The sequence below is a fragment of the Streptomyces sp. NPDC006733 genome (genome assembly GCF_040636125.1).
Taxonomy (GTDB): Bacteria; Actinomycetota; Actinomycetes; order Streptomycetales; family Streptomycetaceae; genus Actinacidiphila.
On record NZ_JBEYJD010000030.1, the window covers coordinates 90,652 to 113,674 of the forward strand.

The window sequence follows — 23,023 nt, forward strand, 5'->3', positions numbered from 1 at the left end:
GGCGCGTCATCACATGGACCAGACGTATCCGACATTCCGTCAATTTTATGACGAAATCGGGTATCAAGGTTATGTGACGCCCGATCACGGAGGAGTGTGCGCATGTCCATACCGCTGTTCGACGACGTAGAACCGCTCTCCGGCTGCATCTGCGAGGAGTGCGCGCGACGACGCCTCACCGACTCGGTGACGCGGGACACCGGTACGTGCGGCAGCGCCACCGCCGCCACCCGTGTGATGGTCGTGGCGGCTGCCGCCGGCACGGCCGTCGGTGCGGCGGGCGGGATCGCCGCGGCCACCGCCCCGAGCGCGGCCACCCACTCCGTGCTCGGCCGGGCCCGGATCGCGGTTCCGGCCGCGGCCCCGCTGCATCTGACGCGGGACCAGATCCTGGACCGGGCGCAGCGCTGGCTGGACGCCGACGTGCCCTACAGCATGTCCGCGCTCTGGTCGGACGGGTACCGGCAGGACTGCTCGGGGTTCATCTCCATGGCCTGGGGCCTCGGCAGCAACGCGTGGACCGGCAGCCTGCCGGAGTACGCGACGCGGATCGACCGGGACGACCTGCAGCCCGGCGACATCCTGCTGTTCCACAACCAGGCCAATCCGGAGAAGGGCTCGCACGCCGTCATCTTCGGCGGCTGGGCCGACTCCGACCACACCCTCTACACCGCGCTGGAGCAGACCCAGCCGCACACCCGGGCCCAGACGACGCCCATGGCCTACTGGACCAACTCCGACCGGTACCTGGCCTACCGGTACCGGTACCTGGTGTCCGGAACCGGCGACCCCGGCTCCGGCAGCACCGGCACGCCGGAGGACACCGGGACACCGGGGAGGGACGCCTACCCCGGCGCCCGCGCCTTCGGGCCCGGCGCGAACAACGCCGCCGTCACCCGGCTGGGCGGCATGCTCATCTCCCGCGGCGCCCGGCCCTACTACATCGTGGGGGCCGGACCGCTCTGGAGCTCGGCCGACCGCGACGCCACCCGCGCCTTCCAGCGGGCCCAGGGCTGGTCCGGCGGCGACGCCGACGGCCTGCCGGGACCCACCACCTGGGAGTACCTGGTCGACGGGATCGGCAGCAACATCCCCGCCGGCGCCCCCGCCCCGCCGCCGGCCGGCGGCTCCACGGCACCCCGCTACCCGGGCGCCGCGTCGTTCCGGCCCGGACACTCCAACGACCACGTGCTGACGCTCGGGCGGCGGCTCGTCGCCCGGGGCTTCGGCAAGAGCTACCGCGTGGGCCCCAGCCGTACCTGGGGCGAGGCCGACCGCCGCGCCGTCGAGGCGTTCCAACGTGCCCAGGGCTGGTCCGGGCGCGACGCGGACGGCTACCCCGGACCGGAGACCTGGAGACGACTCTTCCTGTGACGACTCACGCCCCCACCGCGGACGCGGCCGCCCTGGCCGCCACCGCCGTCCTGCCCGCCGTCATCCCTTCCGCCGCCACCGCCACCACCGTCCCCGTCTGCGAGCTCGTCGAGAGGCCCGGCCGCTACCTGCCGGGCTGGACCGCCGCGCTCACCGCGCTGGCCGCGGCGGCGGCCGGCGGCTGGCTGCTGTGGCGGACGGGCGCGCTGCCCGAGCGGATCGCCGGCCACACCGTGCTGCCCGGGGCGCCCGCCCCCGGCGACCTGACCGGTCTGTGGGGCGCGGTGCTGCTGCTCGGCGCGCTGGCCGCGTTCGCCGCGGGCGGCCTCACCCGCGGCCGCCCCGGCAGCGTCTGGGTGCTGACCCGGCACGGCGCCTACCAGGGCAGCGTCCGGGAGACCGGCCTGCTGTGGATCAGTCCGCTGCTCGGCCGCCGCCGCATGGACGTCACCCTGCGGCACTGGCGCAGCCGCGCCATCGAGACGGTCGACGCGGACGGCACCCCGCTGCACGCCGGCGTCCTGATCGTCTGGCGGGTCCGGGACACCGCACGGGCCGCCTTCGCCATCGACGACCACGCGCGCTACCTGCGCGAGCAGGTGGAGAGCGCGGTCTGCCGCGCCGTCTCGCAACTGCCCGTGGACGACTTCCGCGGCCCGGGGCCGACCCTGCGGGACTCCGAGCGCCTCGGCGACCAGCTCACCCGGCTGCTCGCCGCCGACATGCGGCCGGTCGGCATCGAGGTCTTCTCGGCGCAGCCCGTCCGCCTGGAGTACGCGCCCGAGGTGGCCACCGCGATGCGGCGCGCCCAGCTCACCGCGCTCGACGCCAGGCACCGCCGGGCGGTGCTGGACGACGTGCTCGCGGCGGTCGGCGAGACGGTGCGCGGTCTGACCGACCGCGGACTGGTCCAGCTCGACGACTACGAGCGCAAGGCCCTGGTCCGGGACCTGACGGTGGCCTTCTACACCGCGCGCGGCCCGGTCGCCGAGGTGCCGAAGAAGTGACGGCACCCGAAACGGGCCGGAAAAAGCCCCCGGCCGGGTCCTGACCAGCGGTCAGAACCCGGCCGGGGGCCGTCACTCCACAGCGTTACGCGGGCACGCTCGCGACGCCCGGCGCGAGGAACGGCTTGCCGTTCACCCGCTGCGAGACACCCTCGCGGTCCAGGTACGGGGTGATCCCGCCCAGGTGGAAGGGCCAGCCGGCGCCGGTGATCAGGCACAGGTCGATGTCCTGCGCCTCGGCGACGACACCCTCGTCGAGCATCAGGCCGATCTCCTGCGCCACCGCGTCCAGCACCCGGGCGCGGACCTGCTCCTCGGTGAGCACAGAGTCGCCCTGCACCAGCAGCGCGGCGACCTCGGGGTCCAGCTCCGGCTTGCCGGAGTCGTAGACGTAGAAGCCGCGCTTGCCGGCCTTGACCACCGCGGCCAGGTTCTGCGAGACGGTGAACCGCTCGGGGAACGCGCGGTGGAGGGTCTCGGAGACGTGCAGCCCGATGGCCGGGCCGACCAGCTCCAGGAGCACCAGCGGCGACATCGGCAGGCCGAGCGGGTCGATGCCCTTCTCGGCGGTCTCCACCGGGGTGCCCTCGTCGATGATGTTCTGGATCTCGCCCATGAAGCGGGTCAGGATCCGGTTCACCACGAACGCCGGGGCGTCCTTGCAGAGCACCGCGGTCTTCTTCAGCTTGCGGGCGACACCGAACGCGGTGGCCAGCGACGCGTCGTCGGTCGCCTCGCCGCGCACGATCTCCAGCAGCGGGAGGATCGCGACCGGGTTGAAGAAGTGGAAGCCGACGACCCGCTCGGGGTTCTTCAGCTTCGACGCCATCTCGGTGACGGACAGCGAGGAGGTGTTGGTGGCGAGGATCGCGTGCGCCGGGGCGACCGCCTCGACCTCCGCGAACACCTGCTGCTTGACGCCCATCTCCTCGAAGACGGCCTCGATGATGAAGTCCGCGTCACCGAAACCGGCGGCCTTGTCGAGCGAACCGGTCACCAGCGCCTTGAGGCGGTTGGCCTGGTCCTGCTTGATGCGGCGCTTGCCGAGCAGCTTGTCGATCTCGCCGTGGACGTAGCCCACGCCCTTGTCGATGCGCTCCTGGTCGATGTCGGTCAGCACGACCGGCACCTCCAGGCGGCGGGCGAACAGCAGTGCCAGCTGCGAGGCCATCAGGCCCGCGCCGACGACGCCGACCTTGGTGACCGGGCGGGCCAGGTTCTTGTCCGGCGCGCCGGCCGGGCGCTTGGCCCGCTTCTGCACCAGGTTGAAGGCGTAGATGCCGCTGCGCAGCTCGCCGCCCATGATGAGGTCCGCCAGCGCGGTGTCCTCGGCGTCGAAGCCCGCCTGCAGGTCGCCGTCCTTGGCGTTCGCGATGATGTCCAGCGCGCGGTAGGCGGCCGGGGCCGCGCCGTGCACCTTGGAGTCGGCGATGCCGCGGCCGCGCTCGACGGCCTGGTCCCAGGCGGTGCCGCGGTCGATCTCCGGGCGGTCCACCACGATCTCGCCGCGCAGTACCGCGGCGGTCCACGCGAGGGACTGCTCCAGGAAGTCCGCGCCCTCGAACAGCGCGTCCGCGATGCCGAGTTCGAAGACCTGGGCGCCCTTGAGCTGGCGGTTCTGGTTCAGCGAGTTCTCGATGACGACGGTCACCGCGCGGTCCGCGCCGATCAGGTTCGGCAGCAGGGTGCAGCCGCCCCAGCCGGGGACGAGACCGAGGAAGACCTCGGGCAGCGAGAACGCCGGCAGCGCCGCGGAGACGGTGCGGTAGGCGCAGTGCAGACCGACCTCGACACCGCCGCCCATCGCCGCGCCGTTGTAGTAGGCGAAGGTCGGGACCGCGAGGTGCGCGAGCCGCTTGAAGACCTCGTGGCCGCCCTTGCCGATGGCGAGCGCGTCCTCGTGGCGCTTCAGCAGCTCCACGCCCTTGAGGTCGGCGCCGACCGCGAAGATGAACGGCTTGCCGGTGATGCCGATGCCCGTGATGGTGCCCTCGGCGGCCTCCGCCTCGACCCGGTCGATCGCCGCGTCGAGGTTGGCCAGCGACTGCGGGCCGAAGGTGGTCGGCTTGGTGTGGTCCAGGCCGTTGTCCAGCGTGATGAGCGCGAAGCGTCCGGCGCCCGGGAGGTCGAGGTGGCGCACGTGCGCGCTCGTCACGACCTCGTCGGGGAACAGCTCGGCCGCACCCTTCAAAAGCTCGGCGGTGGTGGTCACTTGCTGCCTCCGTCGAAGTGCGGGTTCTCCCAGATGACCGTTCCGCCCATGCCGAAGCCGACGCACATGGTCGTCAGGCCGTAGCGGACGTGCGGCTGCTCCTCGAACTGGCGGGCCAGCTGCGTCATCAGCCGGACGCCGGAGGAGGCCAGCGGGTGGCCGAACGCGATCGCGCCGCCGTACTGGTTGACACGCGGGTCGTCGTCCGCGATGCCGAAGTGGTCGAGGAAGGCGAGCACCTGGACGGCGAACGCCTCGTTGGCCTCGAAGAGGCCGATGTCGTCGATGGTCAGACCGGCCTGCGCCAGCGCCTTCTCGGTCGCCGGGACCGGGCCGATGCCCATGACCTCGGGCTCGACACCCACGAAGGAGTACGAGACCAGCCGCATCCGGACCGGCAGGCCCAGCTCGACGGCGACGTCCTCGGCGGCGATCAGCGACGCGGTCGCGCCGTCGTTCAGGCCCGCCGCGTTGCCCGCGGTGACCCGGCCGTGGGCCCGGAACGGCGTCTTGAGGCCGACCAGGTTCTCCAGGGTGGTGCCGGGGCGCATCGGCTCGTCCGCGGTCGCCAGGCCCCAGCCGGTCTCGCCGGCGTCGGGGTTGCTGTTGCGCACGGAGACCGGGACCAGGTCCTGCTGGATCTTGCCGTTGGCGTACGCCTTGGCGGCCTTCTCCTGGCTGCGCACGGCGTACTCGTCGACGCGCTGCTTGGTTATGGCCGGGTAGCGGTCGTGCAGGTTCTCCGCGGTCATGCCCATGAAGAGGGCGGACTCGTCGACCAGCTTCTCGGAGACGAAGCGCGGGTTCGGGTCCACGCCCTCACCCATCGGGTGGCGGCCCATGTGCTCGACACCGCCGGCCACGGCGACGTCGTACGCGCCGAAGGCGATGCCGCCGGCGACCGCGGTCACCGCGGTCATCGCGCCGGCGCACATGCGGTCGATCGAGTACCCGGGGACCGTGACCGGCAGGCCGGCCAGGATGCCGGCGGTGCGGCCGAGGGTCAAGCCCTGGTCGCCGATCTGCGTGGTGGCGGCGAGAGCCACCTCGTCGATCCGCTCGGCGGGCAGCTCCGGGTTGCGCCGCAGCAGCTCCCGGATGCACTTGATCACAAGATCGTCGGCACGGGTCTCGTGGTAGATGCCCTTCGGGCCCGCCTTGCCGAACGGGGTGCGGACGCCGTCGACAAAGACGACGTCCCTAGCGGTACGAGGCACGTTGGCTCTCCTCCAGATGCGGATTCGCTGCCACTGGGCGCGAGGCTGCGGCTACGTCCATCATGCTACTAGCCGGTAACCAACGGGGACAGTCCCCCCGCCCGGAGCGGCGAACGTCACACGGGACGAGGCCGCCCCCGGCCGGGGATCCGCGGGGGCAGGGAACTACGGTGCCGCGGTCTCCGGGGCCGCCGGCGGCTGGGCGGCGAGGGCCGCGGTGAGGATCGGCGCGGTCAGCCCGACCTGCCAGGCGCGCGCGCCGTGGCCGGCCAGCACCGCCGCGACCTCCTCGGTGGTGGCCTCGGCCGGCGGGTCCCAGCAGAGCCGGCGCACGGTGTCCGGGGTGATCAGGTTCTCCTGCGGCAGGTTCAGCTCCTCGGCGAGCGTGCTCACCGCGGCCCGCGCGGCGGACAGCCGGGCCGCCGCCACCGGGTCCTTGTCGGCCCAGGCGCGCGGCGGCGGGGGACCGACGTAGGCCGGCCCCGGCTGCGGCAGCTCCCGCTCCGGCAGGGCGCGGGCCCGGTCGATCGCGGCCTGCCACTGGTCGAGCTGGCGGCGGCCCATCCGGTGCCCGAAGCCGGGCAGCGTCGCGAGCACCGCCACGTTCGGCGGGCCCTCCAGGGCCGCGGTGACGATGGCGGCGTCGGTCAGGATCCGGCCCGGCGAGATGTCCCGCTCCTGGGCCGCCTGGTCGCGCGCGTTCCACAGCTCGCGCACCACGCCGATCTGCCGGCGGCGGCGGACCTTGTGCATGCCGGACGTGCGCCGCCACGGGTCGACGCGCGGCGCGGGCGGGGGAGCGGCGGCGATGGCCGCGAACTCCTCCAGCGCCCAGTCGAGCTTGCCCTGCTCGCGCAGCTCCTCCTCGAGCGCGTCCCGCAGGTCCACCAGCAGCTCGACGTCGAGCGCGGCGTAGCGCAGCCAGGGCTCGGGGAGCGGGCGGGTCGACCAGTCGACGGCCGAGTGGCCCTTCTCCAGGGCGAAGCCCAGGACGTTCTCGACCATGGCGCCGAGTCCGACCCGGGGGAAGCCCGCGAGCCGGCCGGCCAGCTCGGTGTCGAACAGGCTCTTGGGGTGCATGCCGATCTCGCCGAGGCACGGAAGGTCCTGGGTGGCGGCGTGCAGCACCCATTCGGTGTCGGTGAGGGCGGCGCCCAGGGTGGAAAGGTCGGGGCAGCCGACCGGGTCGATCAGCGCGGTCCCGGCTCCCGCACGGCGCAGCTGGACCAGATAGGCCCGCTGTCCGTAGCGGTATCCGGACGCGCGCTCGGCATCCACGGCGACCGGACCGGAGCCCGCGGCGAATGCCGCGACGATGTCTGCGAGGGCCTCCGGGCTGGCGGTCACCGGCGGGATTCCCTCGCGCGGGTCCAGCAGCGGGACCGGCGCCGGGGCAGCCTCTGTTGCGGTCTCTCGGGCGTCGGTCACTGTCCAAGAGTATCCGTGTATGGCGAACGCCCGTCGACGGAACGTTCCGTCGACGGGCGCAGCGGCCATGCGGGGGTGCTGGAGAGTCAGTGGATGATGCCCGTGCGAAGGGCCACGGCGACCATTCCGGCGCGGTCGCCGGTGCCGAGCTTGCGGGCGATCCGGGCCAGGTGGCTCTTCACGGTGAGCGCGGACAGGCCCATCGAGACGCCGATCGCCTTGTTCGACTGGCCTTCGGCGACCAGCCGCAGCACCTCGACCTCACGGCCGGAGAGCTCGCGGTAGCCACCGGGGTGGCCGGGGGTGCCCGGGGGGCGGCGCTGCATGCGGGCGCCGGCCGAACCGACCGGCGCGGCGCCGGGGCGGCCCGGCATACCGCCGAGGTTGTTGCGGGTGCCGGTGACGACGTATCCCTTGACGCCGCCCGCGAGTGCGTTGCGGACGGCGCCGATGTCGTCGGCGGCGGAGAGCGCGAGGCCGTTCGGCCAGCCGGCCGCGCGGGTCTCGGCGAGAAGGGTCAGGCCGGAACCGTCGGGGAGGTGGACATCGGCTACGCAGATGTCGCGGGGGCTGCTGACCCGCGGGCGGGCCTCGGCGATGGACGAGGCCTCGATCACATCGCGCACACCGAGCGCCCAGAGGTGCCGGGTGACGGTGGAGCGGACGCGGGGGTCGGCGACGACGACCATGGCCGTCGGCTTGTTCGGACGGTAGGCGACCAGGCTCGTGGGCTGCTCGAGAAGAACTGACACCGGGCCTCCTGTGGCGAAAGCGGGGGACTGAGAGGGTCACCCAATCCTTCGGCAGCAATTGCTCCGGCCTTTAGGGAATGATCACGATTTGTTGGTAACAATTCCGGCAAATCGGACGCTCGATCGAACAAGATCAAGTCGAGCGCCCGCCCCGGACGCAGCGGAACACCACGAAAGCCCCCGTGAAACCCGAAAACCGAACGGGCGGTCAGCCGCGGCGCTTGGGCATCGGCACGACGCCGCCGGGCAGGTACTGCGCCTCGTGGCCCTCGGTGGGCGGCAGCCCCGCGCACGCGCAGAGCAGGTCGCACCAGGCCGCGAGGTGGTCCGCGATGCCGGGGACGCCGTCCGAGACCTCGGTGGGCGTCCAGGACGCCCGGATCTCGATCGCCGTCGTGTCGGGCCGCTCCGCGATCCCGCCGAAGTAGTGCGAGGAACTGCGCGAGACCGTGCCGCTGGGCTCGATGTACTCCGCGCCCCGCGCCTGAAGGGCGCCGGTCAGCCAGGACCAGCTCACCTCGGGCAGCAGCGGGTCCACCGCCATCTCCTGCTCCAGATCGGCGCGCACCAGCGTCACCAGCCGGAACGAGCCGTTCCAGGCATCGTGGCCGTCGGGTTCGTGGAGCAGGATGAGCCGGCCGTCCGCCAGCTCCTCGCCGTCCACCACGACCGCCGCCTCCAGCGCGTACGCGTACGACGCGAGACGCTTGGGCGGAGCTGTCGTGTCGATCTCCACTTCGGGCCGTACCCGCGCGGATCCCAACGCGTCGACCGCGCGCTGGAAGGAGAGCGGTGCCCCGTCCCCGTCCGCAAGGTGCCCGTGAACCGCTGCCATGCCCGGAAGACTAGGCCGCTCGCGGCCTCCACGGGTGGAGCAACACCCGGGCGCGCGGGACGCATCGCGGCGCGTGCGAAGATTCGAGGCGTGAGTGCGCACCAGCAGACCGCTGCTTCCCCGTTCATCCGCGCCTGCCGGCGCGAGCCCGTGCCGCACACCCCGGTGTGGTTCATGCGGCAGGCCGGCCGATCGCTGCCCGAGTACCTCAAGCTCCGTGAGGGCACCGCCATGCTGGATTCCTGCATGCGGCCCGACATGGTCACCGAGATCACGCTGCAGCCGGTGCGCCGCCACAAGGTCGACGCGGCCATCTACTTCAGCGACATCGTCGTACCCCTCAAGGCCATCGGCCTCGACCTCGACATCAAGCCCGGGGTCGGCCCGGTCGTCGAGCAGCCGATCCGCACCCGCGCCGACCTCGACCGGCTGCGCGCCCTGGAGCCGGACGACGTGCACTACGTCACCGAGGCCATCGGGATGCTCACCGCAGAGCTGGGCGAGACCCCGCTCATCGGCTTCGCGGGCGCGCCCTTCACCCTCGCCAGTTACCTCGTCGAGGGCGGCCCGTCCCGCAACCACGAGCGCACCAAGGCGCTCATGTACGGCGACCCCGAGCTGTGGAGCGACCTGCTGGACCGGCTCGCGGACATCACCGCCGCGTTCCTCAAGGTGCAGATCGAGGCCGGCGCCAGCGCCGTCCAGCTCTTCGACTCCTGGGTCGGCGCGCTCTCGCCCGACGACTACCGGCGCTACGTCATGCCGTCCTCGGTGAAGGTCTTCGACGCCGTCGCGGGCTACGGCGTGCCGCGCATCCACTTCGGTGTCGGCACCGGCGAGCTGCTCGGGCTGATGGGCGAGGCCGGCGCGGACGTCGTCGGCGTCGACTGGCGCGTCCCGCTCGACGAGGCGGCCCGCCGGGTCGGCCCCGGCAAGGCGCTGCAGGGGAACCTGGACCCGGCGGTGCTCTTCGCCCCGACGTCCGCCGTCGAGACGAAGACCCGCGAGGTGCTGCACGCGGCGGCCGACCTGCCGGGACACGTGTTCAACCTCGGCCACGGCGTCCTGCCCAGCACCGACCCCGACGCCCTCACCCGCCTCGTCGACTTCGTCCACCGCACCACCGAGGTCTGAGCGGGCCGGACGGGCCCGCTACTCGTCGTCCGTGCCCTCCTCCGCCCGCGCCGCCACCACGCGCGGTGCGGGGGAGAGCCGGCGGCGGACGGCGACGAAGGCGAACCAGCCGGCGAGGGCCACGACCGCGAACGGCAGCGCCACCGAGAGCACGACCAGGATGCCGCGCACGGTCACGGAGAAGGCGTGCCAGCCGGTGGCCAGCGCGTTGCCGACCGTGTCCAGGAAGCCGTCCTCCTTCTCGGCCGACGGTGCGGCGGCGGGGTGCCGCGGCGCGGACAGCACCAGCGTGATCGTCGCCAGGTCCGTGCGCTCCCTGAGCGCGGCCTGCTGCGCCTGCAGGGACTCCAAGGCGGCTTCGCGGGTGCTGAGTTCACCCTCCAGGGTGACGACGTCGCTCAGCCGCGTCGTCCGGCTCATCAGCTCCCGCACCCGCGCCAGGCTCGCCTGCTGCGAGCGGATCCGGCTCTCCACGTCCACCACCTGGCCGGTGACGTCCTCGGTGGCGACCTTGCGCTCGATCAGCCTGCCGAGGCCCGCGAGATCGTTCAGCACCTTGTCGTAGCTCTCCGGCGGCACCCGCAGCGTGATGCTGGAGTGCTCCGTGCCGTCGCTGTCGCGGGTGGTGTTCTCGTTGCCGACGTACCCGCCCGCGCCGGTGACCGCGGCCCGGGCCGCGGCGAGCGCGGCGGTGACGCCGTCCTTCGCCTCGACGCTCAGCGTCGCGGTGCGCACCACGTAGCTCCGGGACGCGGCCGGGGTCCTCGTGGTGGCGCCCTTCGCGGCGCCCGGTGCCGCGGACGGTGCCGCGGACGGCGCGTCCGCCTGCCGCGGGGCGCCCGCGGCCCTGTCCGCGCCGCTGTCGGACTTCGATGCAGTGTCCCCGTTCTTCCCGGCGCTGCCGCAGCCCGCGATCGTGAGGGCGGCGGCGAGCAGGGCGGCGGCGAGGGCCGTCCGCCGTCTGCGGTGCGTGCTGTGGCTGCTGGTCGGCTGGCGCATCGAACTCCCCCTGGGGTCGTTCACCGGAGTGCGACCGGTGCTGGTCCTACGACGGGCGGGGGTCGGACCGGGTTTCGGTTCCGGGATCCCGAAGCGGTCCCGAAGCGGTCACGTTCAGAGCTCGTTCGGGAATCTGGGACAGTGGAGGGCATGACCGACACACACCGCGGAACAGGGCATGTGATCGTCGTCGGCGGCGGGGTCTCCGGACTCGCCGCCGCCCACTACCTGGCCGGCGGCGGCGCGCGGGTGACGGTGCTGGAGGGTTCGGCGCGGCTCGGCGGAAAGCTGTACGCCGACGAGATCGCCGGCGTCCCCGTGGACCTGGGCGCCGAGTCGATGCTCGCGCGCCGCCCCGAAGCGGTCGCGCTCGCCCGCGAGGTGGGGCTCGGCGACCGGCTGCAGCCGCCCGCGACCGCGGGCGCCGCCTTGTGGACCCGCGGCCGGCTGCGCGCCATGCCGCAGGGGCACGTCATGGGCGTCCCCGGCGACCTGGGGCCGCTGGCCGCCTCCGGCCTGCTGTCGCCCGCGGGCCTGGCCCGGCTGCCGCTGGACCACGTGCTGCCGCGGACCCGGATCGGCGAGGACGTGGCCGTGGGCGAGTTCGTCGCCGCGCGGCTCGGCCACGAGGTCGTCGACCGGCTGGTGGAGCCGCTGCTGGGCGGCGTCTACGCGGGCAACGCCTACCGGATCTCGCTGCGCGCGGCCATGCCGCAGCTCTTCGAGGCGGCCAGGTCGGGACGCTCCCTCATCGAGGCCGTGCGCGGCGTCCAGCGGCGCGCGACCGCCGCCGCCCCGGCCGGACCGGTCTTCATGGGCATCAGCGGGGGCGTCGGGCAGCTGCCGCTCGCCGTCGCCGAGGCGTGCCGGGCCGCGGGCGTCACCATCGAGACCGACGCCGCCGCCCGGGAGCTGCGGCGCACCGCGGACGGCTGGCAGGTCACCGTCGGCGACCGGGTGCTCGACGCGGACGCCGTCCTGATCGCCGCGCCCGCCCCGGCCGCCGCCCGGCTGCTGGCGGCCGAGTCGCCCGTCGCCGCCGCGGAGCTGTCGGCGGTGGAGTACGCGAGCATGGCGCTGGTCACCATGGCGTTCCGGCGCCGCGACGTGCTGCGGATGCCGAAGGGCACCGGCTTCCTGGTGCCGCCGGTCGACGGCCGGACGATCAAGGCGTCCACCTTCTCCTCCCACAAGTGGGGCTGGATCGACGAGGCGGGACCCGACACCTTCGTGCTGCGCACCTCCGTCGGCCGGCACGGCGACGAGGCGGACCTCGCCTGGGACGACACCGACCTCGTCCGCCTGTCGCGGCGCGACCTGGGCGAGGCCATCGGGCTGTCCGCCGCGCCCGTCGCGGCCCGCGTCACCCGCTGGGACCGCGGGCTGCCGCAGTACCCCGTCGGCCACGTCGAGCGCGTCGCCAGGATCCGCGAGCAGGTCGGCAAGCTGCCGGGGCTCGCGGTCTGCGGCGCGGTCTACGACGGGGTCGGGATTCCGGCCTGCGTCGCCAGCTCCCGCAGGGCCGCCGACGAGGTGCTGGCCTCCCTGGCCGCGACCCGGGCGACGGGCGGCGCGCGGGGCACGGGAGAATGACGGCATGACTGACTCGACTGCTGCCCCCGACGCCCCGGACAGGACTCCGAACGCCGGCAAGAAGGCGAAGGATCTCAACGAGATCGTCCGCTACACCCTCTGGTCCGTCTTCCGGCTGCGCGATGTGCTGCCCGAGGACCGCTCCGGATACGCCGACGAGGTGGAGGAGCTGTTCGCGCAGCTCGCCGCGGAGGACGTCACGGTGCGCGGCACCTACGACGTGTCGGGGCTCCGGGCGGACGCCGACCTCATGATCTGGTGGCACTCCGAGACCTCCGACGCGCTGCAGGAGGCCTACAACCTCTTCCGCCGCACCCGGCTCGGCCGCGCGCTGGTCCCGGTGTGGTCGAACATGGCGCTGCACCGCCCGGCGGAGTTCAACAAGTCGCACGTCCCGGCGTTCATCGCCGACGAGACCGTGCGCGACTACGTCAGCGTGTACCCGTTCGTGCGCTCGTACGACTGGTACCTGCTGCCGGACGAGGACCGCCGCCGGATGCTCGCCGACCACGGCAAGATGGCCCGCGGCTTCCCGGACGTGCGGGCCAACACGGTCCCGTCGTTCACGCTCGGCGACTACGAGTGGATCCTCGCCTTCGAGGCGGACGAACTGCACCGCATCGTGGACCTGATGCGGCACCTCCGGGCGTCCGAGGCACGGATGCACGTACGCGAGGAGGTGCCGTTCTACACCGGGCGGCGCAAGGAGATCAGCGAGCTGGTGGCGGGCCTGGCGTAGGCCTGGCGCAGGGCGCCCGGCCTACGGCACGGGCTCGGGGTGCGGGCCGCACGTCAGCGTGTGGCCCCCTCCCGTCTCGCCGCGCAGCAGGTACGCGTCGACCCGGTGGTTGACGCAGGCGTTGGGGCCGTAGACGACGCCGTGCGAGCCGGAGCGCCGCTCGGTGAGGAGCACGGATCCGGGCAGCCGGCGCTGGAGTTCGACGGCGCCCTGGTACGGGGTCGCGGCGTCGCGCTCCGCGGCGACGAGCAGCACCGGCTGCAGCTCGCGGCCGTACGCGCCCACCTCGATGGGCTGCCGGTGCGGCCCCTTCCAGAAGGCGCACGGCAGGTTCATCCAGGCGTTGTCCCAGGTCTCGAAGGGGGCGGTGCGCGCCAGTTCCGTGTTGTCGCGGTCCCAGGTGAACCAGTCGCGCGGCCAGGGGGCGTCGGCGCACTCGACCGCCGTGTAGACCGCGTTGCCGTTCTCGCCGGCGGCGGCCCGCGCCGGGTTCGGGGTGGCCTCGGCGATCAGCGGCTTCGGGTCGCCGTGGACGTACGCGGACAGGATGCCGGCCAGGTCCGCCCACGTGCTGTCGTAGTACCCGGCGTCGAGGAACGTGCTCTGCAGCTGTCCGGGGCCGACCACGCCGCCGGCCGGCCGCACGGCCAGCTCCTCGCGCACCGCGTCGTAGGCCGTCAGCACCTGCCGCCGGTCGGTGCCCAGGTGGTAGACGGCGTCGTGCCGGGCCACCCAGTCGCGCCAGTCCGCCCAGCGGGTCTCGAAGGCGGCGGACTGCACGAGGTTGGCCCGGTACCAGATCTGGCGCGGGTCGGGGTCGACGACGCTGTCGAAGACCATGCGGCGCACGTGCCCGGGGAAGAGCGTCGCGTACACCGCGCCGAGGTAGGTCCCGTAGGAGGCGCCGTAGAAGGTGAGCCCGCGCTCGCCGAGCGCCGCGCGGATGACGTCCAGGTCGCGGGCACTGTCGAGCGTCGTCAGGTGCGGCAGCAGATGCCCCGAGCGCTCCTCGCAGCCCTCGGCGTACGCCTTCGCGTCCGCGATCCGGGCCTGCTTGTCCCGCTCGCCCGTCGGCCGCGGGTCGCGGGTGGGCGCCTTCAGGTGGTCGGCGGGGTCCTCGCAGGAGACGGGCGCGGACTGGCCGACCCCGCGCGGGTCGAAGCCCACGAAGTCGTACGCGCGGGCGACCTCGGCGTACTCCTTGACCTTCAGGGCGCTGAACAGCGGGAAGTACAGCCCCGAACCGCCGGGCCCGCCCGGGTTGTAGAGCAGGGCGCCCTGCCGCTCGCCGGCCTTTCCGGTGGCGGCGACCCGGCTGACGACCAGCTTCAGCTGCTCGCCGTCCGGCCGGGCGTAGTCCAGCGGCACGGACACGGTGCCGCACCGGACCGGGGCGGGCAGCCGGGTCGCCTTGGCGCAGGCGCCGAACGCGACCCCGGCCCGGCCGGCGCGCTCGGCGGCGACGACCGCGCCGCGCGCCTCGGCCACCCGGTCGCCGTACGGCGGTGCGACGGCGGCCGAGCCCGGGGGAGCGATGGCCAGGGTGCTCAGCGTCAGGGTTCCTGCGACGCCGTACAGCGCGATCGATCGCACAAAGGATCCTCTCCTGTCAGGTCATGACAAAAGGGATCCTTGGGGCGGTGGTGGGCGAAGTAAAGGACCGGCGGCGGGTGTCGCCCCCGACCACTCCCGCCGGTCCGGCGCGGGCCCTACGAACTGCTGCTGCCGCAGCTGGAACCGGAGCTGGACGAGCAGCTGGACCCCGAGCCGGACGAGCAGCTGGAACCGGAGCCGGACGAGCAGCCGGAACCCGAACCGGAAGAGCAACCGGCACCGGAGCCCGTACCGCAGCCCGACGCGGAGCCCCCGCAGCCCCCGCCCCCGCCGGCCCAGGCGCCCGCCGCGTCACCCCAGGCGCCCGGCTCCGAGGCGGGCTGCGAGGACTGGGCCAACTCGCCCCGCAGCATGTCGTCCTGGAGCGTCGCGGCCCCCGCCAGGGCGAACAGCACCATGGGGTCGGAGGTGCCGGGGACGGGGCGGCGAGGGTGCGGCGGCCGGTGGCGCAGGCGCAGCTCGTTCAGCACCCGCCGGCCGGCCGGCGTCAGCCTGCCGCGGGGCGCCGAGCACAGCAGGAGGACGAGGAGCCCGAGCAGGAGACCCGGCAGCACCCGCAGGACCAGCGGCAGGCCCGAGCCGACGACCAGGTGCGGCATCACCTCCGCCAGCGACAGGAACAGCAGCAGGAACCAGACGGTCTTGTAGAGCGTCGAGACCCGCTGCCACCGGCTGTGCACCGCGGGCTGGAAGAACAGGCCGCGGCGGGCGAGCCGGTCGCCGATCGACTGCACCGAGGGACCGGTGAGAACCGCCGTACGGACCTGGCGCAGGCCGCCGTCCCACTCGGCGCCGACAGCCTCCAGCAGGGCGACCTCGACCGGGTTCTGGGCCACCGGCCGGATCACGGTCAGCCGGCCGGGAGGGGTCACGGCGATCCGGCCGTCGCCGTGCATCGCCGCGATCACCGTGTCCGCGACCCGGCCGGGGCCGCCGGACAGGAAGGCGGTCTCCAGCGGGTCCCGGGGAGCCTCGCCCCGGTACGGGCGGGTGAAGCGGCGGGCGCGGACCTTCTCCCCGACGAGGTACGCCGAGGCGGCGGCGATCAGCAGGTACACGGCGAGCGTGAGGGCGTCCATGACGGGCATCGCGGTCACCGCCCCGCGAGCGCGGTGCGCGCCGCGCCCAGGAGGCCCAGGAACCGGCCGAGCGGGCCGGAGCGGCCGGAGCGGGCGGCCGCGGAGAGCGGGGCCGGGCCCGAGCGCTCGCGCCACCAGTCGTCCAGCAGCCCCCGGGCGGTCCCGTCGAGCCCCGGCGCCCCGCCCGCCAGCACGTGCTCCGCGAAGCGCAGCGCGTCGAGGCGGTAGCCGCCCTCCAGCGGGTGGGCGGCCGCGTACCGCAGGAAGGCGGGACGGTAGCGGTCCCCGAGGATCCGCGGCAGTTCCGGGGCGACCTTGGCGGTCACGTCCGCGCGCTTGGCCGCCAGGGCCCGCGACTGGACGCCGATCCGGCCGCGGTCGAAGCCCTCCGGTACGGGAGTGCCCGCCACCAGCGCGGACAGCAGCGCCGTCTGCGCGAGGGCGAGCCGCTGCCGGGTGGCGGTGGTGACGCCGTTCTCGGGGCCGTTCTCAGGGTCGGCGGCGAGGCCGGTAGCCGGGGTGCGGGCGGTGTCAGACACAGTGCGCCTCCCGGGGCCGCTCCGCCGAGCACACCGCGCGGATCGCGCTCAGCTCCGCGGCCAGCCCGGCCGCGGACGGGAAGTCGTCGTCCCGCTCCAGCAGGACGCCCGGCGGGGTGGTCCGCTCGTACAGCGCCGCGAGCACGTCCAGCACCGGCCGCGTCACGGGGTGGGCGTGCGTGTCGTGCCAGACGCCGTCGCGCTCGACGCCGCCCGCCACGTGCACGTAGGCGATGGCCTCCAGCGGCAGGCCGTCGAGGACCGCGACCGGGTCCTCGCCCCGGTTCACGTGGTTGGTGTGCAGGTTGGCGACGTCGATCAGCAGCCGCACGCCGGTCCGCTCCACCAGCTCGTACAGGAACTCGCCCTCGGTGAACTCCTCGTCGGGCCAGCCGAGCAGCGGCGCGATGTTCTCCAGCGCGAGCGGCACGGGCAGCGCGTCCTGCGCGACGCGGACGTTGGCGCAGAGCACGTCGAGCGCGTCGCGCGTGCGGGGCACGGGTAGCAGGTGGCCGGCCTCCAGCCGGGGCGAGCCGGTCAGCGGGCCGCCGGCCCGCACGAACGCGATGTGCTCGGTGACCAGGGGCGCCCCCAGCAGCCCGACCCGCGCGGCGAGTGCCGCCAGCCGTCCGGGGTCCGGGCGCTCCGCGCCGCCGAGGCCCAGCGAGACCCCGTGCGGGATCACCGTCGTGCCGCGCTCCCGCAGCCGCCGGAGCGGTTCGGGGAGGTGGTCGGCGCAGAGGTTCTCCGAGACGACCTCCACCCAGTCGACCCCGGGCAGCTCGTCGATCGCGTCCGCGATCTCCGGCCGCCACCCGATACCCGTACCCAAGTCCTTCATGCCGTCCCCCTCCGCGTCACCGCACACGCACGCCGTGCCGGGGTGATGACCCCGCCGGGGCGGGGCGAACCCTGCCGGCGCCCGGTTCAGAGCTTGATTTGAGGTTGGCATGCCAGAAGCCGGTACGGCGGCAGCCCCGCACGAAGGTCCGTCGTCCGAGTGGTGACGCCCGCCCGGAGGTGTCAGGTACGGGCGACCGGGCGGAAGTCGGAGACGACGGTGCAGGAGCCCGGGACGATCTCCGTGAAGCCGGCGTCGCGCACCACGGGCAGGCCCGAGCCGGTGAGCGCGGGCCAGTCGGCGGGCGCGGCGGTGCGGACCGCGAGCGGGAAGCCGGCGTCGCGCCAGGCGGTGCGCTGCGCGTCCGTCAGCTCCCACCAGGCGAGTTGCGCGCCGTGGCCCGCCTGGGCCATGGCCTTGCCCGCGGACATGTCGAGCTCCGGGCTCATCCACAGCACCGGCAGCCCCTCCTCGGCGGGCAGCGGCGGCTCGGGGTCGTCCAGCTCGGTGCCCGAGACCTGGAGCTTCGCCAGCACCTTCGGCCAGCCGTCCAGCGGGACCGGCGGGTAGACCCGCACCTCGGCCTCCTTCCCGGTCACGGTGATGCCGGGCAGGTACCCCGCGCGGCGCCACTCCGCGCCGCGCGCCCGCCGTACGACCTTGCGGATCCGGGCGTCCTGCCAGTCCCGCACCGCCTCGGCCCACTCGCCCTCGCCCGTCGCCCGCTCGTCCGACAGCAGGGTCAGCACGGCGCGCGCCGCGGTCTCCAGGGCGTCGGTGCGCGCCGGCGGGTCGTCCTTCTCGATGCGGACGACGAGCGGGAGGACGAACTGGGGCGCGGCGTCGCGGTCGATGCTGGTCACGGCCCCAGTCTGCCACCGTGTCCGGTCCCCGACGCGTCCGGCCGCCCGGGGCCCGCGGCCGGGCGGGCGGCCGGATCCGCCCGGCCGGGAACCCCGGCGATCTACGATGAGCCGGTGGATACGGCCGCGATACGCGTTCCCAGTGAGCTCGACCCGGTGCTGCCCGTCGAGCCGATGGCGCTTCCCGCCCCCGGCGACCCGCCGCGGCTGTGGCTGGTGGACGCGGCCCGGCACGCCGCCTTCGCGGCCCGGCTGGCGCCCGGCGTCCTCGACCCGCGGGAGCTGCGCAGCGCCGCGGCCTTCCGAGCCGACGCCGACCGGGACTGCTACCGCGCCGCGCACGTCGGGTTGCGGCTGCTGCTCGGCGCCCACCTCGGCACGGCGCCGCAGGACGTGGTGCTGGTCCGCGAGGCGTGCCCGGGGTGCGGCGGGCCGCACGGGCGTCCGGCCGTCGAGGGCGGCGCGGTGCACTTCTCGCTGTCGCACAGCGGGAGCTTCGCGCTGCTGGCGGTCGCCGCGACCCCGGTCGGCGTGGACGTGGAGACGGTCCCGTCGGCCGACGCGGTCGCGGACGTCGCCGCCGTGCTGCACCGGGTGGAGATCGCCGAACTGGACGCCCTGCGCCCGCCCGAGCGGCCCGCCGCCTTCGCACGGGCGTGGGTGCGCAAGGAGGCGTACCTCAAGGGGCTGGGCATCGGCCTCGGCCGCGACCCCTCGCTGGACTACGTGGGGACCGGTGACGCGCCCGCCACCGGCCCGGCGGGCTGGACCGTCGCCGACGTGGCCGTGGGGGAGGACCGGGCCGCCGCGGTCGCCGCGGCCGACCCGCGCCGAACCGGCGGACAGCCTTCCCTGCCCCGCGGGACCGCCTCACCCACCCCCTAACACCTCCCTGTCTCCGCCGCCGGTCCGGTATCGCGAACGGACTCCTGCGAGGCTGATTTCAGCCGCATTCCGGCCACGGCCGGGCCGTCCAGGTCCCGGCCGACAGCCCCGGCCCAGCGAGGAGCGTCATGGACGGCACCAGCACCGGCAACCCGCGGATCACCGGCACGACCCGGCTGTTCGCGGTCATCGGCGACCCCGTCGCGCAGGTCCAGGCCCCGTCGATGGTCAACCCGCTCTTCGTCGAGCTGGGCGCGGACGCCGTCCTGGTGCCCGTGCACGCCCGCCCGGAGAACCTGCGGCAGGTCGTCACCGGGCTGCAGCGCACCGAGAACGTGGACGGGCTGCTGATCACCGTGCCGCACAAGGCGGCCGCGCTGCGCTTCGCCGACCTGGTCAGCCCCGCCGCCGAGCTGAGCGGGGGCACCAACGCGATCCGGCGGGCCGCCGACGGCGCCTGGCACGCGGACAACTTCGACGGTGAGGGCTTCGTCCGGGGGCTGCTCGCCGCGGGCCACAACCCGTACCGCAAGCGGATCGCGCTGGCGGGCGCGGGCGGCGCCGGGCGCGCCATCGCCGTCGCGCTGCTGCTCGCGGGAGCGGAACTGGCCGTCTGGGACCGCGACCTGGCGCGGGTGAAGGCGCTGGTCGCGCAGCTGGCGGAGCACTGGCCGGGACGGGTGACGGGATCGGCGCGGCCGACCCTGGAGGCGGCGGACATCGCGGTGAACGCCACCCCGATGGGGCTGAACCCCGCCGACCCGCTGCCCTTCGACCCGGCCCGGCTGCCCGACGGCGCGGTGGTGGCGGACATCATCATGAAGCCGCGCGTCACCCCGCTGCTGCGGGCCGCCGAGGCGCGCGGGCTGCGCACCCAGTACGGCGCGCCGATGCTGGCGCAGCAACTGGCGCTCTACCGGGAGTTCTTCGGGCTGGACGAACTGGCGCGATCCGAGCGCCCGGCGGCCCGCGACCGGTTCAGTGGCCGGGCGGTTACTGCGCGATAACCGGTCAGTGTGCCGCCCCTTCCTACGCTGCTCGGTATGTCACCAGCTATCGCGACCCAGCCCCAACCACCGCCGGTGCGGGACCCGTTGCCGGCCCGACTGCGGGCGCGCGCGGACGCGGCGTTCGCGCTGCCCGCGGCCCAGCAGCCCGAGTACCAGGACCCGGAAGCGGTCCGCGAGGCCCGCGGCGTGCTGGAGCGGATGCCGCCGCTCGTCGTGCCCGGCGAGGTCGACCGGCTGCAGACCCGGCTCGCGGAGGTCGCCCTGGGCAGGGCGTTCCTGTTGCAGGGCGGCGACTGCGCGGAGACGTTCGCCGGGAACACCGAGGCCCACGTGCAGAGCAACCTGCGCACCCTGCTGCAGATGGCCGTGGTCCTGACCTACGCGGCCAGCCTGCCGGTGGTGAAGGTGGGGCGCACCGCGGGCCAGTACGCCAAGCCCCGTTCGAACAGCAGCGACACCCTCGGACTGCCGGTCTACCGCGGGGACATCGTCAACTCCGCCACCCCCACACCGACAGCACGGATCCCCGACCCGAACCGGATGCTCCAGGCGTACGCGCACTCCGGCTCCACCCTCAACCTGATCCGGGCCATGGCCTCGGCGGGCATGGCCGACCTGCACCAGGTGCACGACTGGAACCGCGACTTCGTCCGCACCTCCCCGGCCGGCGAGCGCTACCGGGCGCTGGCCGCGGAGATCGACAACGGCCTGCGCTTCATGTCGGCGTGCAACGTCGACCACGGGGCCCTGCACACCACGGAGATCTATGCCAGCCACGAGGCGCTGCTGCTGGAGTACGAGCGGGGGCTGCTGCGGGCCGCGGGCCCCGAGGGCGCGGAGCGGCTGTACAGCCTGTCCTCGCACTTCCTGTGGATCGGGGAGCGCACCCGGCAGCCGGACGGCGCGCACATCGCCCTCGCCGCGATGCTGGCGAATCCCATCGGCCTCAAGATAGGGCCGACCACCACGCCGGAGCAGGCGGCCGAGTACGTGGAGCGCCTCGACCCCGACGGGGTGCCCGGCCGGCTCACGCTGATCAGCCGGATGGGGTACGGGAAGATCCGCGAGGTGCTGCCGGCGATCGTGGAGAAGGTCACGGCCTCCGGCCACCGGGTGATCTGGCAGTGCGACCCCATGCACGGCAACACCCACGAGACGGCGAGCGGCTACAAGTCCCGGCACTTCGACCACATCCTCGACGAGGTCAAGGGGTTCTTCCAGGTCCACCGCGACCTCGGCACCCACCCCGGCGGGCTGCACATCGAGCTCACCGGCGACCACGTCACCGAGTGCCTGGGCGGCGCCCAGCAGATCGACGACACCGCGCTGGCCGGCCGCTACGAGACCAGCTGCGATCCGCGGCTCAACCCGCAGCAGTCCGTGGAGCTGGCCTTCCTCGTCGCCGAGCTGGTGCGGGGATGACCGGGCCCGTCCGGCCGTTGAGGGCCGGCCGGGCGGGCCCCGGCACGCCACCGCCCGCGGCGGGCTCGGTCGGAGCCCGGCGCAGGCGGTGGTCGGTGCGGTCGTCACCCCGGCTAGCCGGCGGCGACGGGCTCCGCCTCCCGCGGCGCGGCGGGATCGCTCCGCGGCGGGGTTCTGCGGGACCGGCTCCAGGCGCGCATGGCGGGCTTCTCCACCAGGACGTGCAGGAGCCAGCCGGCGAGCAGGGTCGCCAGGAAGTAGCCGATCACCACGAGGACGGCGACCGGGGTGCTGTAGGTGTCCGCGCCCAGGAGTGCGGGGCGGCCCCAGAAGACGACGATCCCCTGGCACATGTAGAAGCCGAAGGAGACGTTTCCGAACCAGACCATGAACCGGCCGTTGAGGTAGGTGCGCGCCCCCCGGATGTCGGCGGAGGCCGCGGCGCCGATCGCCACGCTGAACGGAATGATCGTGGCGGAGACGAAGTTGAAGGGCGGCAGTACGTAGAGCGCGGCGGCGTAGCCGGCCACCAGCAGACCGAGGACGGCGGCGGCGGGAATGCGCGGCCACTTGCCCGCCATGACGATGCGCGCCAGCAGCATGCCCAGGATGAATTCGAAGAGGCGCATCGGCGGGAACGTGTAGTTGAACCACATCTGCGTCATCGAGAGCGGAATGATCGGGTTCTTGGGGGAGTCGGTGACGATATAGGTGGTGACCAGTCCCACCCCCACCGTGCACGCGACCATGGTGCCGGCCCACAGCCACAGCCGGTTCAGCCGGATCCGGCTCACCGCGAGCAGCGCCAGCGGGAACAGCATGTAGAAGAGCAATTCGGAACACAGCGACCAGGCGGGCGGGTTGACGCCCATCTGGAGAGCGGCGTCCGTGCTGTAGGAGTTCACCAGGAACAGGCTGGAGAGCCATGCGCCCACCGGGGCGTAGGCGCCGGCGAAGAGGGCCAGCGCGATGCCCCAGGTGACCAGGTGGTTGGGGAAGATCTTGACCAGCCGGCGCCGCAGGTAGTGGGTCACCCGGTCCCCGGGCCGCAGTGACCAGGTCAGGATGAAGCCGCTGAGCAGGAAGAAGAAGGACACCCCCAGGTAGCCGGCGGGGGCGAAGAAGTCGTAGAGGCCGTCGGCGACGTCCTTGTCGCCGAAGGGGTTGATCGGCCCGGTCGGCTTGATCGGGTCGAAGGGCTGCAGTATGTGAATCGCGAAGACGAGCAGTGCGGCAAAAGGCCGCATGCCCGTCAGGGAATTGAGACTGGTGCGCTCCGGTATTCGTGGATCGGAATCCACGACCGGCATGGTTGCGGGCACGTCCGAGCTCCTCTCGCTGCCAGGGTTCACGGCGATTTTAGGTAGCCCGCACGTTCGAACAGTCCCGTATCACCCCCCTCTCTTTTCAGCCATTGCCGGCCGCGAAGTGCCGGGCGAATAAGGGGAGTTACGGGCCCGCTCCGGCGGGTTAGTCTCGC

At 73.8% G+C, this 23,023-nt stretch carries 18 protein-coding genes and 1 pseudogene; 8 read left to right on the forward strand and 11 right to left on the reverse strand.

Features of this window, described 5'->3' with window-relative positions; translation table 11 throughout:
• The first annotated feature begins 102 nt into the window (after window positions 1-102).
• Together ABZ721_RS25555 and ABZ721_RS25560 are read left to right on the forward strand one after the other, a co-directional pair.
• Entirely contained in the window at window positions 103-1,374 is a 1,272-nt protein-coding gene (locus ABZ721_RS25555) for a peptidoglycan-binding protein (RefSeq protein ID WP_358791025.1), read from the forward strand.
• Complete coding sequence (locus tag ABZ721_RS25560) at window positions 1,371-2,381, forward strand: SPFH domain-containing protein (RefSeq protein WP_358791026.1); 1,011 nt, start codon at window positions 1,371-1,373, stop codon at window positions 2,379-2,381. The genes ABZ721_RS25555 and ABZ721_RS25560 overlap by 4 nt, the downstream gene beginning before the upstream one ends.
• An 85-nt stretch (window positions 2,382-2,466) precedes the next feature.
• On the opposite strand, the gene ABZ721_RS25565 is transcribed toward ABZ721_RS25560, so the two are convergent.
• The 5 genes from ABZ721_RS25565 to ABZ721_RS25585 form a co-directional block, all read right to left on the reverse strand.
• Window positions 2,467-4,593: a 3-hydroxyacyl-CoA dehydrogenase NAD-binding domain-containing protein gene (locus ABZ721_RS25565; RefSeq protein WP_358791027.1), complete on the reverse strand. Its 2,127-nt coding sequence runs from the start codon at window positions 4,591-4,593 to the stop codon at window positions 2,467-2,469.
• Window positions 4,590-5,810, reverse strand: a complete 1,221-nt coding sequence (locus ABZ721_RS25570; protein ID WP_358791028.1) for an acetyl-CoA C-acyltransferase — start codon at window positions 5,808-5,810, stop codon at window positions 4,590-4,592. The genes ABZ721_RS25565 and ABZ721_RS25570 overlap by 4 nt, the downstream gene beginning before the upstream one ends.
• A gap of 165 nt (window positions 5,811-5,975) precedes the next feature.
• Window positions 5,976-7,238, reverse strand: a complete 1,263-nt coding sequence (locus tag ABZ721_RS25575) for a ribonuclease D (protein ID WP_358791029.1) — start codon at window positions 7,236-7,238, stop codon at window positions 5,976-5,978.
• 86 nt (window positions 7,239-7,324) lie between these two features.
• Window positions 7,325-7,990 (reverse strand): response regulator transcription factor, encoded by a 666-nt coding sequence (locus tag ABZ721_RS25580; RefSeq protein ID WP_138354287.1) that lies wholly within the window; start codon window positions 7,988-7,990, stop codon window positions 7,325-7,327.
• Between the two features lie 208 nt (window positions 7,991-8,198).
• Entirely contained in the window at window positions 8,199-8,825 is a 627-nt protein-coding gene (locus ABZ721_RS25585; protein ID WP_358791030.1) for a DUF3000 domain-containing protein, read from the reverse strand.
• Between the two features lie 90 nt (window positions 8,826-8,915).
• Between ABZ721_RS25585 and hemE the strand changes: the two genes are divergently transcribed.
• Window positions 8,916-9,959 carry a uroporphyrinogen decarboxylase gene (gene hemE / locus ABZ721_RS25590; RefSeq protein ID WP_358791031.1) on the forward strand — a complete coding sequence of 348 codons (1,044 nt, stop codon included), beginning with the start codon at window positions 8,916-8,918 and terminating at the stop codon, window positions 9,957-9,959.
• A gap of 18 nt (window positions 9,960-9,977) precedes the next feature.
• Here hemE and ABZ721_RS25595 read toward each other — a convergent pair whose 3' ends face one another.
• Window positions 9,978-10,958, reverse strand: coding sequence for a DUF4349 domain-containing protein (locus ABZ721_RS25595; protein ID WP_358791032.1), 981 nt, complete (start codon window positions 10,956-10,958; stop codon window positions 9,978-9,980).
• Between the two features lie 150 nt (window positions 10,959-11,108).
• Between ABZ721_RS25595 and hemG the strand changes: the two genes are divergently transcribed.
• Window positions 11,109-12,551: a protoporphyrinogen oxidase gene (gene hemG, locus ABZ721_RS25600; RefSeq protein WP_358791033.1), complete on the forward strand. Its 1,443-nt coding sequence runs from the start codon at window positions 11,109-11,111 to the stop codon at window positions 12,549-12,551.
• Window positions 12,552-12,555: 4 nt separating this feature from the next.
• The gene (hemQ, locus tag ABZ721_RS25605) at window positions 12,556-13,290 is read left to right on the forward strand and encodes a hydrogen peroxide-dependent heme synthase (protein WP_358791034.1); all 735 of its coding nucleotides are present in this window, start codon (window positions 12,556-12,558) and stop codon (window positions 13,288-13,290) included.
• Between the two features lie 21 nt (window positions 13,291-13,311).
• Here hemQ and ABZ721_RS25610 read toward each other — a convergent pair whose 3' ends face one another.
• The 4 genes and pseudogenes from ABZ721_RS25610 to ABZ721_RS25625 form a co-directional block, all read right to left on the reverse strand.
• A complete protein-coding gene (locus ABZ721_RS25610; protein WP_358791035.1) occupies window positions 13,312-14,883 on the reverse strand; it encodes an alpha/beta hydrolase in 1,572 nt (523 codons plus the stop codon).
• A gap of 116 nt (window positions 14,884-14,999) precedes the next feature.
• Window positions 15,000-15,983, reverse strand: coding sequence for a TIGR04222 domain-containing membrane protein (locus ABZ721_RS25615; protein WP_358791036.1), 984 nt, complete (start codon window positions 15,981-15,983; stop codon window positions 15,000-15,002).
• 14 nt (window positions 15,984-15,997) lie between these two features.
• Window positions 15,998-17,363 (reverse strand): annotated as a pseudogene (locus ABZ721_RS25620) (DUF692 domain-containing protein).
• 182 nt (window positions 17,364-17,545) lie between these two features.
• Window positions 17,546-18,226: a peptidyl-tRNA hydrolase gene (locus ABZ721_RS25625; protein ID WP_358791037.1), complete on the reverse strand. Its 681-nt coding sequence runs from the start codon at window positions 18,224-18,226 to the stop codon at window positions 17,546-17,548.
• A 174-nt stretch (window positions 18,227-18,400) separates the two neighbouring features.
• Between ABZ721_RS25625 and ABZ721_RS25630 the strand changes: the two genes are divergently transcribed.
• The 3 genes from ABZ721_RS25630 to ABZ721_RS25640 all read left to right on the forward strand — a co-directional run bounded on the left by ABZ721_RS25630 (window position 18,401) and on the right by ABZ721_RS25640 (window position 21,543).
• The gene (locus ABZ721_RS25630; RefSeq protein ID WP_358791056.1) at window positions 18,401-19,111 is read left to right on the forward strand and encodes a 4'-phosphopantetheinyl transferase superfamily protein; all 711 of its coding nucleotides are present in this window, start codon (window positions 18,401-18,403) and stop codon (window positions 19,109-19,111) included.
• A gap of 128 nt (window positions 19,112-19,239) precedes the next feature.
• Window positions 19,240-20,118 (forward strand): shikimate dehydrogenase, encoded by an 879-nt coding sequence (locus tag ABZ721_RS25635; protein WP_358791038.1) that lies wholly within the window; start codon window positions 19,240-19,242, stop codon window positions 20,116-20,118.
• A 36-nt stretch (window positions 20,119-20,154) separates the two neighbouring features.
• Window positions 20,155-21,543 (forward strand): class II 3-deoxy-7-phosphoheptulonate synthase, encoded by a 1,389-nt coding sequence (locus tag ABZ721_RS25640; RefSeq protein WP_358791039.1) that lies wholly within the window; start codon window positions 20,155-20,157, stop codon window positions 21,541-21,543.
• A gap of 113 nt (window positions 21,544-21,656) precedes the next feature.
• Here the strand turns inward: ABZ721_RS25640 and ABZ721_RS25645 are convergent, their stop codons facing one another.
• Complete coding sequence (locus ABZ721_RS25645) at window positions 21,657-22,853, reverse strand: acyltransferase (protein ID WP_358791057.1); 1,197 nt, start codon at window positions 22,851-22,853, stop codon at window positions 21,657-21,659.
• Window positions 22,854-23,023: the final 170 nt, after the last annotated feature.

Bases quoted from the DNA above. Each gene is read 5' to 3' on its own strand.
- ABZ721_RS25555 (WP_358791025.1), top strand. From the start codon at position 103: ATGTCCATACCGCTGTTCGACGACGTAGAACCGCTCTCCGGCTGCATC.
- ABZ721_RS25585 (WP_358791030.1), bottom strand. From the start codon at position 8,825: ATGGCAGCGGTTCACGGGCACCTTGCGGACGGGGACGGGGCACCGCTC.
- ABZ721_RS25595 (WP_358791032.1), bottom strand. From the start codon at position 10,958: ATGCGCCAGCCGACCAGCAGCCACAGCACGCACCGCAGACGGCGGACG.
- hemG (WP_358791033.1), top strand. From the start codon at position 11,109: ATGACCGACACACACCGCGGAACAGGGCATGTGATCGTCGTCGGCGGC.
- hemQ (WP_358791034.1), top strand. From the start codon at position 12,556: ATGACTGACTCGACTGCTGCCCCCGACGCCCCGGACAGGACTCCGAAC.
- ABZ721_RS25615 (WP_358791036.1), bottom strand. From the start codon at position 15,983: ATGGACGCCCTCACGCTCGCCGTGTACCTGCTGATCGCCGCCGCCTCG.
- ABZ721_RS25630 (WP_358791056.1), top strand. From the start codon at position 18,401: ATGGCGCTTCCCGCCCCCGGCGACCCGCCGCGGCTGTGGCTGGTGGAC.
- ABZ721_RS25635 (WP_358791038.1), top strand. From the start codon at position 19,240: ATGGACGGCACCAGCACCGGCAACCCGCGGATCACCGGCACGACCCGG.
- ABZ721_RS25640 (WP_358791039.1), top strand. From the start codon at position 20,155: ATGTCACCAGCTATCGCGACCCAGCCCCAACCACCGCCGGTGCGGGAC.
- ABZ721_RS25645 (WP_358791057.1), bottom strand. From the start codon at position 22,853: ATGCCGGTCGTGGATTCCGATCCACGAATACCGGAGCGCACCAGTCTC.